This is a genomic window from Halohasta sp. A2 (assembly GCF_056175805.1).
Map to the genome: position 1 here is coordinate 1 of NZ_JAQFWV010000006.1, position 15,238 is coordinate 15,238.

The window sequence follows — 15,238 nt, forward strand, 5'->3', positions numbered from 1 at the left end:
GATAAAATTAAACGTCACGAGTAAATCCTTACGCCGTATAGTATTTTCAGCTAGATAAATTTACCGTAATGAACGCTCAAGAGCTACAGAATCTGACGTTTCTGTCGGTGTTTCTTGGACAGGCTCTAGAGATACTTTAGATCGATAGTCGTCTTCTGCGGCCACATTACCTAAATACCTGACAGGAGTGTCGTGTAGTATGGCATCAGACCGACCCGGTGCAGATAGTTTGGCGGACGTACTCGACCGCATCCTCGATAAGGGAGTCGTCATCGACATCTGGGCGCGGATTTCGGTCGTCGGGATCGAAATTCTCACTGTCGAAGCTCGCGTCGTGGTGGCCTCGGTCGACACCTTCCTCCACTACGCCGCCGAGATCTCGAAGATCGAAGAAGTGACCGAGGAAGGAGACCTCGAGGATCTCCAGAACCTCGAACTCCGACGGACGCCGGTAACCCAGGCACAGTACCCCGAGGCAACGTAACCAACCGAGATAACGGCGCAGTGTTTGGCCAGCCACTAACGAACTCCAATTTTGACATTTTACACACAGACCATGGGACACAATTCCACAGACGACGACAGAACCGAACCGAACACGCAAACAGCCCGCGTAGTACGCACGGATGGTGGCTCAGAGGCCAAGCAGGAAGCCGCAGAAGAAACCGACGAAAGCGACGAGAGTGACGAGAGTGACGAAAGTGAAGCGTCGAGCGAGGCTGCTGAGTCAGAGTCGGAATCAGACACAGAATCAGAATCTGACGCAGAGTCAAAGTCGGAGTCAGAATCGGAGTCCGACTCGGAGTCGGACGCAGAGTCGACTGACGAAGGCGAGGGGTCTGCTGAAAACGACAACGAGCAGGAAGAGACGCCTGAGGAACCCGCACAAATCGAAGCCGACGACGAGGCAGTCGCCGAACAGTCCGGGGATGTCGGTGTCGACCCCCAAGAGGAATCGACCCCCTCCCTGGATGGCGAGGGAGACACGGCGAGTATTATCGAGGTCAGAAATCAGGTGATCGAGCTGTCGACCGATGTGATCGGCCGCAGCCTCGATGGCATCGTCGAAGTCTCACGGAACGAGGACAACTGGCGAGCGGTCGTCGAGATCATCGAACGCCGATCGGTGCCCGACACCCAGGACATCCTCGGCCAGTACGAGATCGAACTCGACGAAAGCGGCGAAGTCATCGGCTATCGTCGACTCGAAAAATACCGACGCAGCGACACCGGCCCCAACCAGCACTAACGCCGCGATTCTACCGTTTCGAAACTGTCGAGCCACGCACCGACGAAAACCGCCCCGGTCGTCGACCGATATCCCGTCGACCGGTACCTGGAACTGTCGAGTGTGTCGTTCGTTGTTTGCCACCGCCGGGCCGCCAGCGTGTCCCATCGCTTTGTTTGGTCGATCGATCTTCTTGACGCTCGTCCTCATCAACAGTCTCTGTTTTCTCCTCGTCGTCCTCACCGAGACCGTCAATGAGTCCCTCAAAGTCAGGAATTTCATCAAACAAGCTGTGAGTCTCTTCCAGCTGTGACTCCAGGAGCTCTCGAATCGGAGACGACTCTTCGTCACCCTCCGTTTCTGCCTCGGTCGCTTCTGCTTCAGTTGCCTCCGTCTCCTCGCCCGTCGCATCAGTAGTCGACTCAGCGTCGTCTCCAGTAGTCGACTCAGCGTCGTCTCCAGTAGTCGACTCAGCGTCGTCTCCAGTAGCTTCATTGGCTGTCTCATCGTCAGCCGATGAGTCTCCGCGCGCGGTCTCTGCGAGCGACTGCAGTTCGTCGACGCGTTCTTTGCGGTCGTCGTCGTCATCAACCCGCGACAGTTTCGAGGCGGTGAGCAGCGATCGGAGTTTGGCGACGTTCTGTGGGTCGCCTGAGGCGACTGCGGCTGGCAATGATTCGGGCGGTTCGTCTTTCTCACCGAGACCACTCGCGACCAACAGGTCGGAGAGATCGGTCACAGCCACTAATTCGTCGGCCCGGTCAGCGAGTTCGTCGAGTGCCTCCGGATCGGGCTGGCCATCGTCGGTCGACTCGTCGTCAAAGATCGCCGCGAGGTCGGCGAGCAGGTCGTCGACCTGTTGTTGGGTATCGGGTGCCACGGTTAGGACTCCGATTCTGCCTCGGCGTCGCCGCCTTCGTCCTGATCGCCCTCTTCGTCCTCTTGGCCCGCGAACTGGTCGACGATGTCGTTGACAATCTCCTCGTGACGTTGGTTGGCTTTCACGCCAACCTCTTTGGCCGTCGATTGGAGATCACGGTACGACATTACTTCGAGGAGGTCGCGGATCGTCTCGCGGCGAAGTTGGTCGACGCTGTCGGGGAGTCCCGGAATCGACTGGGCGGCCTCCGTGGCGTTCTCAGTGGCTTCCGTCGCCTTGTCAGTCGCATCCGTTACGGAATCGGTAGCTGTTTCGGTGGCTGTGTCAGCGGCTTCGGAAGCAGACTCCGCGCTCTCTGCTGGGCCACCCTCCGCCGTTTCCTTTGTCTCTTCTGTCTCTTCGGCCTCCTCGCTGGGTTCGTCTCGCGTCTCGGTGAACAGCGATTTCGCTTCGTTTTCGAGCTGTGATTTGAGGTTTGAGACAACCGCTCCCGGTGACGCGCCGCTACGCAGTGCGGCCAGTAGTATTCCCGGGAGGGCTTTGAGGGTGTCTCGAATCGCCCGACCGATGTCTGCCCCGGCATCGAGTCGGGAGCGAAACCGATCTTCCATCTCCGCGCCGACCTCTTGGCCGACCTGTCGACCGGCCTCCTCACCGTAGGAGCCGCCAACCTTCGTGGCCAACTCGCTTTCTTTGAGTTCGTCTCGAAGGCTGTTCGGCAGGTTTTCTTTGATCAGATTGAGTGTCTTCCCACTCATCGCCGCTCACCTCGTGGCGTGGGCTGGCGAATGCTCATTCGGCATCCGCCTCCGCTGTCTCTTCGTCGCTATCGGTTGTCTCGTCTGTCTCGTCGGTCGACTCTTCGGCGTCAGCGGTCTGCTCACCGTCTTCTGTTTTTCCTTCACCCTTTGCCTGCTTGCCTTCCGCTTCGTCTTCCTCGTTTTCCTCGTCTTTCTCCTCGGTTCCGAACAGTTCGTCGACGAGCAGTTCTTGGGCGACCTGTCCCAGCGCCATGCCCACAAAGCGGCCGATGATGGCCCCGAGCCAGCCGCCGAGGATACTCCCGAGTCCCTCTTGCCTGTTCGTGTACTGCTCGAAACGCGTCCCCTCAAACGCGCCAGCGAAATCGATGTCGCCGACGAGTCGACCGTAATCGAGTCGACCATTCGTGTCGCTCATGAGCCTTCACCGGAGGCGTCCTCGCCGGATTCCTTCTCGGGGGATTCGAGCAGTTGTCTGATCACCCCAGCGATGACTTCGATGAGCAGCTGTTTGACCGGAAGACTGGGTATCGACTCGCGAACTTTGCTTGCGGTCGACGAGAGGAATCCTCCACCTTCTTTTTTACCTTCACCTTCCTCTCCTTCCTCTCCACCTTCGCCCTCTTGCCCGCCGAGACCAAGCACACTCTTGAGTTTGTCTCCACCGGGGAGCATTCCCGAGAGGCCGCCTTCCGGCATCATCTCCGAGATGTCGGGCAGCAGGTTCGAGAGCCCACCGGGATCGGTGAGACCAGCGACCGATGACAACAGATTACCTAGCAGGTTGCCGTCGCCTTCGGTCGCAAAGATATCCAAGACGAGCTGATGGAGTTCGATTTCGAGGCCGAGCAGATCGAGGTCCAACCCATAGAGGTCGAGAAACAGCACCGTCGTACTCTCGTCTTCGGTCGCACCCACGCTTTCGACATCGCTCTGTGGGACGTCGATTGTCTCTTCTTCGGCTTCTTGTTCTCCTTCACCTTCTGCTGCTTCCTGTTCTCCTTCATCTTCTGCTGCTTCCTTTTCTTCTTCACCTTCTTCGGCTTCCTGTTCTCCTTCGCCCTCTTGTTCCGGTTCGGCACCTGCTTCCCCTTCTTGTTCAGGCGGGGCCATCTCCTCGTCACCGCCGCCCGCATCGCCGGTTTCGCCCTCGTCAGACTCGTTACTCTCGCCTTCTTCGTCGTCCGATTGTTTTTCGTCATCCGATTCGTTCTCACCACCGTCTGTGAGCAGTCGCGGCGTTGCTGTCGGCTTTCTCGTCTCAGTCGACTCGCTGGCCGACGCTGTCTGTGGCGAGTCACCGAAAACACCCTGCAGAGCGGTCACCCACGTTGATGGTACTGGTCGACGCCGTTGGTTGGGAACGTGTTCAGTCATTTGTCAGTCGATTAGTATTTCCTACGTCCAACTGAAAAGGCGTTTGGGCCACCTCTACGCCCACGGGAACTACGGTGTGCGAGGACTATCCGAAATTTTTGTTTGGTTTAGTACCTATTTGCTTTTGTATTGTGTATCGATGGCTGCGTGGTGTTCGATAGCATGCTACATCGTGCGGTCGACCGAACTGACCGACTCGTGTGGCTGTCGACAGGGAAAGAGCCTTGTTCGGGGTCTGGTAACCCCATCTATGACAGTTGCCGGGCTCGTCGGTGATCTCCATGCAGAGGCCCGCCGGACAAACGAGCGCCGACTGCTAGTGCTGGCTGGCTCGCGAGACGCTGGCATCGACGCGGCCTACACCGTCATCGAGTCGACCGATGTCGGCGCCGAGTCGGTAAGCTTCGTCACGACGCGCGAGGGGTTTCGCTTCCACCGGCTGGCCCCAACCCGAGCGAGCGACCTGCTCGGGACAACCCGCGAGATCGTCGTCGTGGACTGCCACGAGGGGTTTTCGGCGAACACACTCGGCCAAGTCACTGGCGCGGTCGACGGCGGCGGCCTGCTCGTGTTGCTCACGCCGCCGCTGGCCGATATTCCCTCTGGGCTCGAGGCCCTCGTCGACCAGGTCGCGGTCCCGCCGTTCGATCGTGCTGACGTGGGCAACCGGTTTCGCCACCGACTCGTCGACACGCTGTCGACACACCCTGGCATCGCCATCGTTCGTCTCGACGAGTCGAGCGATACCGTGGGTTCGCTCTCGGTCACTATCGAGCGTGATGGGCTGATCAACCAGGGTAATCAATCTACCGCGTCGACACATTCGACGCCACACTCATCTGATCGGTCGACTCGGCGTCGGTTTGTTCGACCGAATAGCCCGTTTCCGGCCGCTGCCTTCGAAGCCTGTCTGACCGACGATCAGGCCCGCGCGGTCGACCACCTCGCTGTGCTCTCCGAGCCCGGCCACGCGGTCGTTCTCGAGGCCGACCGTGGCCGGGGGAAATCGAGCGCCGCCGGGCTGGCGGCTGGCTCGCTGGCGGCCACCGGCCGGGACGTGCTCGTGACGGCTCCGACCACTGACAACACGGGTCCGCTGTTCGACCGCGCCGAGCAGCTCCTCGGTACACTCGACGTGTTGTCGACGTTCGAATCCACGGAAGCCTCGACGCTCGGGACCACCACTGAGGGTCGAATCCGTTTTCGGTCCCCGCCCGAGGCGGCCCAACTCGCTGCTACCGTTGACGTCATACTCGTCGACGAGGCCGCCGCAATGCCGGTGGACCTCCTGTCGGCGTTCCTCGCGGCCCCCTCGGCGGCGTTCTGCACCACCGTCCACGGCTACGAAGGCACCGGCCGCGGCTTCGACATCCGCTTTCGCGACCGACTGGCTGCCAGTCACCACGACGTCGACTCGATCGAACTCAACGAGCCGATCCGCTACGCCCGCGGCGACCCCGTCGAGTCGTGGCTGTTTCGCACGCTCCTCTTGGACGCCCAGCCACCGGTCGACCAACTGGTCGAGGACGCGACACCCGACAGCGTTGAGTACCGCCGGCTGACTGCCGACGAACTCGCGGCCGACGAACAGCTGCTTCGGTCGGTGTTTGGGTTATTAGTAGTCGCTCACTACCGGACCGAACCCACCGATCTGGTTCGGTTCCTCGACGCACCAAACTACCGGATTCGCGCACTCTGCCATGAGGGGCACGTCGTCTCGGTTGCCGTCCTGGCCCGTGAGGGTGGGCTGGATGCCGACCGACGAGCCCGGATGTACGAAGGCGAGCGCGTGCGTGGAAACATGTTACCCGACGTGCTGACGAGCCAACTCCGCGACGAGGCGGCAGCCGAGCCGGTCGGCTACCGCGTGATGCGGATCGCCACCCACCACGCTGTTCGATCCCGCGAGATCGGTTCTTCGCTTCTCGACCACTGTTACGCCGAGTTCGCCGAACGGGTCGACTGGCTCGGCGTGGGTTTCGGGGCCACTCCTCGCTTGCTCACGTTTTGGCGAAACAATGGCTATCGAACGGTCCATCTCTCGATCACCAGCAACGACCGGAGCGGCGAGCACTCCGCGTTGATGTTGCGGCCTTGTTCGGCAGCGGGGCGAGCGCTCACCGAGCGCCACGTCGACTGGTTCGTCGACCGGATCGGGGCGATGTTGAGCGACGTGCTCTCGGCGCTGGATCCGAACGTCGTCCGCGAGGCGCTGGCGGCCGTTGGAAAACGCAAAGCTGACCCCGTCGAACTCTCCGACCGCGAGTGGCGGATCGTCGCCGGCGTCGGCTACGGACCAGGGACCTACGAGGCCGCCCCGCACGTCTTCGGCGAACTCGGATTGGCCTCGCTGCTACAGCCGACACCCATTCTTTCGGGCCGACAGGAGCGACTCCTGATTCGAAAGGTGCTCCAGGGCCAGCCGTGGCAAGCGGTCGCCTCGGAGTTGGGATTCGCGTCGACGAGCCAGTGTATGCGTGAGATGGGGGCGGTCGCGCGGGCGTTCTGCGAGGCGTTCGGTGGTTCGGTCGTCGACGCCGAGCGCGAGCGGTATCACTAACTCTTGGTACTCGTCGAGTATTCGCGGCACATGGTCGTTAGGCGTCGACTACCAGCAGTGTGTGCCCGACAAGAATCAACTGTCTGCCGTACGGGATTGATAACACCGTAGTGAGCGGCTGCTCTCCCAATACATCAAAAAAAGCCGTAGTCGTCGACGGCGGTTTGGTAGCACTGGACGTGTCGGTCGGTAATCGGCTCGTGGTCGAACACTCGGTAGTGGCTATTGGTCGTCCGGTGGGCCATCGATTCGGCAGCGATAATCTCGTCGGCCAGTTCCTGGGGTGTCGACACTAGGCTCCCACGAGTATCGGGGAGTCGCGATTTGCGCTCGATCAGTTCGTGGGCCGCCGAGTCGCCCTGATACTCCGCGATCCCGACACAGCCACACGCTAACCCCCGGAGCAGTTCAGTGGCAAACGGCTCGTGGGTGGCCGTCTGGGCGAAGACGTGTGCGCCCTTAAATATCGGAACGCGTTCTGCCTCTGACAGTTCACCGAGAAACGCCACTCGGTCGTCGATACGGAGGTCTGAGGCGGTGCGTTTGGCCCCGTCGAGTGCGGGGCCCGCACCGATGACGGCCGCGCGCCACTCGTGGTCTCGTAGCTCGGCGAGCGCGAGCAGGAAGGTTTCGACGTTGGCGTCCTCGTCGAGTCGACGGCTGTAGACGTAGTCGATTCGATCGTCGACCGGAGCGGACTCGACGAGATCGAAATCGATGCTCGGCGGGATCACCGCGATGGCGTCGGCTGACCCGCCATGTTCCCGGACGTCGGTTTTAATCGTCTCGGAAGGAACTGTAATCGCGTCGGCACTCCGGGCGAGTCTCCGGTAGCTTCCGGCCGACTCGCCCGGACGGTCGGCCCACCAGTCGACGACCAGCGGCACTCTCAAAAGTTTGCAGGTGGCTTTTGCGGTTCGAGCGTGGCCGGGTGGGCTGTTGGGTGCAATCACTACGTCCGGCTCTGCGCGCCGTAAGGCGAACGGGAGTTTTGAGGCGAAAAAGTGCGAGGTGAAGTCGCCGTCGACCATCCGGTAGGTGATTCCCTCTTGGTCGAACGTCGGGTGTTTGCCGTCCCACCACCGTCCACACAGCACTTCGACCTCGTGGCCTCGCTGGACGAGCAGCCCCGACAGTTGGGCGAGCCGGCGGGTGACAGCGGTGTCACGCGTATGCAGCGTATACATCGAGACGAACGCGACACGCATATGCCATTCGAGGAAAGCGGGCAGTAAAAACCCCGGCGATCCGACCCGAAACGGTTTGTCGACGGCGCGCTCATATTTGCTATGTACGGGATCGAACGCTATCTCAACGTCCGCAGTGCCTACGGCCCGAGTTGGACCGCGACGGGCGACAGACTCTGTTTTCGGCTCACGACCACCGGCACCCCGCAGCTCTGGAGTCTCACCGACCCCGGCGCGTGGCCCGACCAACACACCGTCTTCGACGAGCGGCTCACGTTCGTTTCGTGTTCGCCCGAACGGCCCGAACTCGTGTTCGGAAAGGACACCGGCGGCAACGAGCGAACGCAGTTTCATCTTCTTGATCTCACCGACGGCACCATCGTCGACTTGACCCAACAGCCGGAAGCCAAACACCGCTGGGGTGGCTGGAGCCACGATGGCGAGCGGTTCGCCTTCGCGTCGAACCGCCGCGACAAGTCTGTGTTCGACGTCTACGTCCAGCGCCGCGATTCAGTTGGTGAGGATGCCGAGCTTATTTATAAAGGAGACGGCTGGCTCACGCTCGGCGGCTGGAGCCCTGACGACGGTCGACTCCTCGTCCACGAGGCCTACTCGGGCTACGACGGCGACCTGTACACACTCGACGTCGAGACGGGCGAACTGACTCACCACACACCCCACGAGGGGTCAGTTCGGTACCACAGCGCCAGTTGGGCCCCCGACGGCGAGAGCCTCTATCTCGTTACCGACCGCGAGACCGACACGCTCCGACTCGAACGCCTCGCGCTCGGTTCGGACGCGTTCTCGGTCGTCGAAACCGAAGGACGTGACCACCAGAGCGACGACGAGTGGAACGTCGGCGGGCTGGCGGTCGACGAGGACTCCCGGCGCATCGTCTACGGCCGCAATATCGATGGTCACACCGAGTGGACCGCCGGCGAACTCGTCGCGGATGACCGGATCGACCCCTTCCCGGACCCCGACGTACCGGCTGGCGTCTCGGGCGGAATCAGCTTCGGCCCCGACGGCGACAAATTCGCAATAACGGTCACGAGCGACACCGACACCGCCAACGTCTGGGTGGTCGACATCCGCTCGGGCGAAAGCGAGCGGTGGACCGATGCGCCCACGGCGGGCATCCCCCGCGAGACGTTTGTCGAAAGCGAACTCGTTCACTACCCGACGTTCGACGGCCGGGAGATTCCCGCGTTCTTTTCGCTTCCGGCCACGGACACCGGCAGCGGCGACACCCCAGTGATCGTCGACATCCACGGTGGGCCCGAGTCCCAGCGTCGACCCTCGTTCAACGGGGTTAAGCAGTACCTCCTGGCACACGGCTACGCCGTCTTCGAGCCGAACGTCCGCGGCTCGTCGGGCTACGGGAAGGCGTACGCCGCCCTCGACGACGTCGAAAAGCGGATGGATTCGGTTCGTGATATCCGGGCGGCTGTCGAGTGGCTCGCCGACCACCCGGCGGTCGACACCGACCGAATCGTGGCGATGGGTGGCTCCTACGGCGGGTTCATGGTGCTTTCGGCGATGACCGAGTACCCCGACCTGTGGGCTGCTGGCATCGACATCGTCGGTATCGCCTCGTTCGTGACGTTTCTCGAAAACACCGGCGACTGGCGGCGCGAACTCCGCGAGGCCGAGTACGGCTCGCTCGCCGACGATCGCGCGTTCCTCGAATCGATCTCGCCGATCAACAGCATAGAGCGGATTGCAGCGCCGCTGTTCGTTCTGCATGGCGAGAACGATCCACGCGTGCCGGTCGGTGAGGCCAACGCGATCGCCGAGAAGACCCGCAAACAGGGGGTTCCGGTCGAAAAACTCGTCTTTGGCGACGAGGGCCACGGCATTACGAAACTCGGAAACCGGATCGAAGCCTACCGGGCGATCGTCGACTTCCTCGAAACGCATCTCGAGTGAGAAGCTTGTCGGGAGCGAAAATCAGTCGACTGAGGGTTACATGGGCACGCCAAGCGCTTCGAACCCGACGATTCCCAGGTTGCCGAGCACGACGAGAACGGCGACCGAAACCAGCCACGCGATAAGGCCGATTCCGGCAGCCGCACCCCAGCCGCCGGGATACTGCCAGTTGATAACGCCGATCCACGCGATAAGCGTGAGAAGCGGTCCGAGCAGTGGTATCCAGCCGACGAAGAAGCTCACGAGCGCCCACGCGAGTGCACCGAGCAGCGCCGTCACGGCCGCTCGGCCCATTCCTGTATCGGCGTCGATAATGAGGCGTGCACCGGCATAGATCGCGATCGTCCCGATAAGTAGGCTCACGATAAGGACGATAATCGAGCCGGTGAGCGACCCCTGGAGAATCATCGGTCCGCCCCTTCTGTGTTGGCCGACTCATCCGGCTCCGTCCAGCTCAGCTGGATGGTTACTTCGGTGACATCGTCGCCGAGCAGTCGTGAGCGCTCGTCGATGGTCGTTTCGAGGTCGATCTGTGAGTCAGGATGGATCTCGACGTCCTTGTTTCCAACCGGGACGGTCCACGATCGGTTCTGGTCGCCGAGGCTCGCGCCCAACGACCGGATGTACTCGGCGGCATCCGGCCGTGAGAGTGTCGACTCGTGATGTGTTTTGTCGGCCATAGCCACTGGAGGTTCGCCACCCAAACTAATCAAAATATTGGCAATTTCTCTGTCTGTCTCCGATTTCGATAGGCTTCGGTGCTCACCACAACGTTCTCAGGACTGATAGATTCGAGAGAGCGTTTATGTGGACTGCTAACTGATCAATACTCATGATTGTTCGTCGGCTCGGTGACTGGCTGGCTTCGGTGGCGAGCGTCAGCGAGTCGACGGACCCGAGCGGAGGTCTCGGGCGGGCGAGAGCCGAACGAAGTCAGTCGGATCTGGTGGGAACGGTGCTGATTCTCGGCATCTCGATGGTGGTCATCGGTGCCTCGGTCGCGCTGGGTGGCGTGGCGTTGGCGGATCTCGTCTCGGACGCCGAATCGAGCAATGTCGAAAACGGGATGTCGCATCTCAGCTCGAAAGCGAGCCTCGTCGCGCTGGGCGATGCCGACTCACAGCAGTTCAGTCTCGGACGGATGACCGACGGGACACTGTCGGTTCAAGAAGACGAGGGATCGATGACGATCTCGAACGTCTCTGGCGACGAGCGCGAGACGCTGGTAGACACCGAGCTGGGCGCGATTGTTTATAAAGGAACCAACCGTGAGGTCGCCTATCAGGGCGGCGGTGTCTGGTCCATGCGTGACGGCAACAGCACCGTTAGCTCGCCGCCGGAGTACCACTACCGCAAGTCGACGCTGACGCTACCGATCATCCAAGTCAGCGGCGATGGTGCGATCAGTGGGCAGCCACGCGGTTCGATCACCCAGGTCGGACGTTCGACGGACGCTGTCGAGGGCGTTCCCTCACCGCTTGAAAACGGCACGATCGAGGTCACAATCGAAAGTCCCTACTACGAGGGCTGGCACGAGTTCCTCACCGAGCGAACCGAGGGCGAGACCGAACTGTACCACGAAAACGAGACCGTGGTGTCGACGCTGACGGTGCCCGACGAACAGACGTTCGAAAACTCGCTTTCGGTCCAGCGGTCCTACGACGCCGACGGGAGCGCCGACGTGGACGATCCGGTCGAAGAAAACACGCCCCACCGGTCGGCCACACCGCTAATCGACAAGCAAATCGAATCGGCCGAAGCCAACGAAAGCATCGATGAGGGGTGTCTCGCCGACGATGACTGCAGGCTCGAAAACGGGACCTACTACGTCGACGAGGACCTCGCGCTTTCCGATGATCTCGACATCGACACGACCGACGGCAACGTGACGATCATCGTCGACGGGGAGTTCGATATACAGGACAACGAGGTAACGGTGACCGATGACACCGACAACGACGTCGATTACTATATCGCCGACTCGTTCAATGCCGACGGCAACGGCTTTTTGGGAACTGCCAACGACGCCCCCGAGGCCGAGCGTAACGTCCTGTATATCGGCGATGGCTTCCTCGACGACAGCAAGGGCGGTGGGACCGTCCGGATCGAGGCTATCGTCTACGCGCCCGACGCAGATATCGAGACCGGTGGGACCGTCGACCTCGTCGGCTCGGTCGTCGCCAACAGTCTCGATGTCACCGGAGATTTCGATCTCGAGTACCAGTCGTCACTCGCCGAGACGACGGTCGAACTTACCGGCACAGCAGATCCCTTGAAATACCTCCACGTCAGCGAGAACGAGATCGACGTAGAACTCTCGTGACGGTCGAGGCTCCGTCGAGTCGTGGTGGCCAGCATCCGAACGACAGCGACGCCGATAGGTCGTTGCTGCGGTCGGTCAGTTGGGCGACTGAAAGCTTGGTCTTTTTATTCGGACGGCCCAACCTGCGGCTATGACACAGTCGGCTCTCTCGAATTTCTCTGGGTCCGACTCCGACGAGGAGTCGACGGCTGATGCGGCTGATGCGGCCGACGCGGCTGCAGTCGTTGCGGGCAACGGCGGTGGACGAATCAGCGACGTCGTCGACATCGACGAGGCGAAGTTCCCCGACTCGACCGGCACGGTCGAACTCATGGTGACTCAGGTCGACTACACCATCGAAGGCAACGGCCGCGAACAACACCCCGTCATCCACGTCTTCGGCCGCCGCGAGGACGGAACCCACGAACACGTCCGGGTGCTCGGCTTCGAGCCCTACTTTTACGTGCCGACCGACTCGCTCGATGCCCCACCGGAAAACGAACACGACGCACTCATCGACAGCCGCGAGGTCGATCACAACGGCGAGCCCTTCCAGAGTATCCGAGGCGAAAAACTGACCAAAATCATCGGTCGAACCCCACGCGACGTGGGCCAACTCCGCGACGAGTTCGATCACTACGAGGCCGACATTCTGTTCCCAAATCGCTTTTTGATCGACAAGGGAATCAACAGCGGCGTTCGGGTTTCTGAGCGTCGACTCGAAGACAACTCGATCCAGGTTCCCCACACCGAGGTCGTCCCGGCATCGGTCGACACCGACCTTCGAGTCGACATCTTCGATATCGAGGTCTACGACAAGAACGGCTTTCCAGAGGACGGCGAGGAGCCTATTCTCTGTCTGACGAGCTATGATTCGTTTGACGACGAATACGTCGTCTGGATCTGGGAATCCGAGGAGGGAGACGGCGAAATCCCCGAGTCGCTCCCCGAGTACGACCCCTACCGCGAGGAGATCACGGTCGACGTCCGAAGCTACGACTCCGAGGAAGCAATGTTGGATGCCTTCGTGAAGTACATTGAGACGACCGATCCAGACATCCTTACTGGCTGGAACTTCGAGGACTTCGATGCGCCGTACTTGCTCGACAGACTCGAAGAACTCGATTCCGGCACTGACCACGACCTGTCGATTGACCGGCTTTCGCGTGTGAACGAGGTCTGGCGGTCGGGCTGGGGCGGTCCCGACATCAAGGGTCGGGTCGTCTTCGATCTGCTGTACGGCTACAAACGAACCCAGTTCACCGAACTCGACTCCTACCGGCTTGATGCGGTCGGCGAGACCGAACTCGACATCGGCAAAGAGCGATATGCTGGAGACATCGGTGATCTCTGGACCGACAACCCGACGCGACTGCTCGAATACAACCTCCGGGACGTCGAACTCTGTGTCGAGATCGACCACAAACAGGGATTGATTGCCTTCTGGGACGAGGTTCGAAAGTTCGTCGGCTGTAAGATCGAAGACGCTCCGACCCCTGGAGACGCGGTCGACCAGTACGTTCTCCACAAAGCCTACGGCAAGTTCGCGCTGCCCACGAAGGGCAAACAGGAATCCGAGGACTTCGAGGGTGGGGCGGTGTTCGACCCGATTACGGGCGTCAAGCAGAACGTTACCGTCCTGGACTTGAAGTCGCTCTACCCGATGTGTATGGTGACGATCAATGCCGGGCCCGAAACCAAGGTCGACGACGACTTCGAGGGCGAGACCTACCGCGCGCCCAACGGGAGCCGGTTCCGCAAGCAGCCTGATGGGATCATGCGCGAGATGGTCGACGAACTGTTGACCGAGCGTGAAAATAAAAAGAAACTGCGGAATGAGCACAGCCCCGAAAGCGCCGAGTACGCCATTTACGACACCCAACAGGCCGCTGTGAAGGTTATTATGAACTCACTCTATGGTGTGACGGGGTGGGATCGATTCCGGCTCTACGACAAGGAGGGTGCAGCGGCGGTTACTGCGACTGGCCGCGAGGTTATTGACTTCACTGCGACTGCGGCCAACGAACTCGACTACGAGATCGCATATGGCGACACTGACAGCGTCATGCTCGAACTCGGCAAAGAAGTCGACAAGGCCGACGCCATCGACCAGTCGTTTGAGATCCAAGAGTACATCAACGGCCGATACGATGACTTCGCGCGCGAGGAACTCAACGCCGACGTCCACCGGTTCCAGATCGAATTCGAGAAACTGTATCGACGATTCTTCCAAGCGGGCCGCAAAAAGCGGTATGCGGGCCACATCATCTGGAAAGAGGGCAAAGACGTCGACGACATCGACATCACCGGCTTTGAGTACAAACGCTCGGATATCGCGCCGATTACCAAAAAGGTCCAAAAAGACGTCATCGAGACGATTGTGACCGGCGATGATGTCGACGACGACATCGAGGAGGTCCGTGCGTACCTCACGACCGTCATCGAGGAGTTCCTCAACGGCGAGCGAAGCGTCGACGAGATCGGGATTCCCGGCGGTATCGGCAAGCGTCTCGATGCCTACGAGACACCGACCGCACAGGTCCGGGGCGCGCAGTACGCCAACCTCATGTTGGGCACCAACTTCGACCGCGGCTCGAAACCCAAACGACTCTACCTCGAAACCGTCCATCCCTCGTTTTTCCGCCGAATGGAAAACGAGGAAGGGCTCGACCCTCAGCGCGACCCCCTCTATGGCGAGTTCAAACGCGACCCCGATGTGATCTGCTTCGAGTACGCCGACCAGCTCCCTGAGGAGTTCGAAGTCGATCTCGAAAAGATGTTAGAAAAGACACTGAAAGGGCCGATCTCGCGGGTGATCGAAGCCCTCGGGATGTCGTGGGAGGAGATCAAGACTGGCCAGACACAGACCGGACTCGAACAGTACTGGTAAGCAAAAACACACGAAAGCAGCGTGTCTTTTCGATTTGAGAATTTTTCTTTTCGGAGACGCAGATTTGTAGGGGTGAATGCGTAACCATTATGGGCGTAACCTCCTACTCTACGCATACGAGGCA

At 60.6% G+C, this 15,238-nt stretch carries 13 protein-coding genes; 6 read left to right on the forward strand and 7 right to left on the reverse strand.

Features of this window, described 5'->3' with window-relative positions:
- Positions 1-199 precede the first annotated feature (199 nt).
- The gene (gene gvpA, locus O2S87_RS03140) at positions 200-484 is read left to right on the forward strand and encodes a gas vesicle protein GvpA (RefSeq protein WP_475407347.1); all 285 of its coding nucleotides are present in this window, start codon (positions 200-202) and stop codon (positions 482-484) included.
- A gap of 72 nt (positions 485-556) precedes the next feature.
- Entirely contained in the window at positions 557-1,249 is a 693-nt protein-coding gene (gvpO, locus tag O2S87_RS03145; protein ID WP_475407348.1) for a gas vesicle protein GvpO, read from the forward strand.
- A gap of 10 nt (positions 1,250-1,259) precedes the next feature.
- Here gvpO and O2S87_RS03150 read toward each other — a convergent pair whose 3' ends face one another.
- The 4 genes from O2S87_RS03150 to O2S87_RS03165 are packed head-to-tail and all read right to left on the reverse strand — an operon-like array spanning position 1,260 to position 4,246.
- The gene (locus tag O2S87_RS03150; protein ID WP_475407349.1) at positions 1,260-2,108 is read right to left on the reverse strand and encodes a hypothetical protein; all 849 of its coding nucleotides are present in this window, start codon (positions 2,106-2,108) and stop codon (positions 1,260-1,262) included.
- 2 nt (positions 2,109-2,110) lie between these two features.
- Positions 2,111-2,866: a hypothetical protein gene (locus tag O2S87_RS03155; RefSeq protein ID WP_475407350.1), complete on the reverse strand. Its 756-nt coding sequence runs from the start codon at positions 2,864-2,866 to the stop codon at positions 2,111-2,113.
- Between the two features lie 34 nt (positions 2,867-2,900).
- On the reverse strand, positions 2,901-3,287 hold the full coding sequence (locus O2S87_RS03160) for a hypothetical protein (protein ID WP_475407351.1): 387 nt from the start codon (positions 3,285-3,287) through the stop codon (positions 2,901-2,903).
- Positions 3,284-4,246: a hypothetical protein gene (locus tag O2S87_RS03165; RefSeq protein ID WP_475407352.1), complete on the reverse strand. Its 963-nt coding sequence runs from the start codon at positions 4,244-4,246 to the stop codon at positions 3,284-3,286. The genes O2S87_RS03160 and O2S87_RS03165 overlap by 4 nt, the downstream gene beginning before the upstream one ends.
- 250 nt (positions 4,247-4,496) lie before the next feature.
- Here O2S87_RS03165 and tmcA point away from each other — a divergent pair, with 250 nt between their 5' ends.
- Complete coding sequence (gene tmcA, locus O2S87_RS03170; RefSeq protein ID WP_475407353.1) at positions 4,497-6,806, forward strand: tRNA(Met) cytidine acetyltransferase TmcA; 2,310 nt, start codon at positions 4,497-4,499, stop codon at positions 6,804-6,806.
- 134 nt (positions 6,807-6,940) lie between these two features.
- Here tmcA and O2S87_RS03175 read toward each other — a convergent pair whose 3' ends face one another.
- Positions 6,941-8,014: a glycosyltransferase family 4 protein gene (locus tag O2S87_RS03175; RefSeq protein WP_475407354.1), complete on the reverse strand. Its 1,074-nt coding sequence runs from the start codon at positions 8,012-8,014 to the stop codon at positions 6,941-6,943.
- Between the two features lie 81 nt (positions 8,015-8,095).
- On the opposite strand from O2S87_RS03175, the gene O2S87_RS03180 reads away from it, so the two are divergent.
- Positions 8,096-9,922, forward strand: coding sequence for a S9 family peptidase (locus O2S87_RS03180; protein WP_475407355.1), 1,827 nt, complete (start codon positions 8,096-8,098; stop codon positions 9,920-9,922).
- A gap of 36 nt (positions 9,923-9,958) precedes the next feature.
- Here O2S87_RS03180 and O2S87_RS03185 read toward each other — a convergent pair whose 3' ends face one another.
- Positions 9,959-10,330: a hypothetical protein gene (locus tag O2S87_RS03185; RefSeq protein ID WP_475407356.1), complete on the reverse strand. Its 372-nt coding sequence runs from the start codon at positions 10,328-10,330 to the stop codon at positions 9,959-9,961.
- Positions 10,327-10,602 carry an amphi-Trp domain-containing protein gene (locus O2S87_RS03190; RefSeq protein ID WP_475407357.1) on the reverse strand — a complete coding sequence of 92 codons (276 nt, stop codon included), beginning with the start codon at positions 10,600-10,602 and terminating at the stop codon, positions 10,327-10,329. Before O2S87_RS03190 ends, O2S87_RS03185 begins: the two co-directional genes overlap by 4 nt.
- Positions 10,603-10,754: 152 nt before the next feature.
- Between O2S87_RS03190 and O2S87_RS03195 the strand changes: the two genes are divergently transcribed.
- Positions 10,755-12,245 (forward strand): DUF7289 family protein, encoded by a 1,491-nt coding sequence (locus O2S87_RS03195; RefSeq protein ID WP_475407358.1) that lies wholly within the window; start codon positions 10,755-10,757, stop codon positions 12,243-12,245.
- Positions 12,246-12,375: 130 nt separating this feature from the next.
- The gene (locus O2S87_RS03200; RefSeq protein ID WP_475407359.1) at positions 12,376-15,114 is read left to right on the forward strand and encodes a DNA-directed DNA polymerase; all 2,739 of its coding nucleotides are present in this window, start codon (positions 12,376-12,378) and stop codon (positions 15,112-15,114) included.
- The last annotated feature ends 124 nt before the right edge of the window (positions 15,115-15,238 follow it).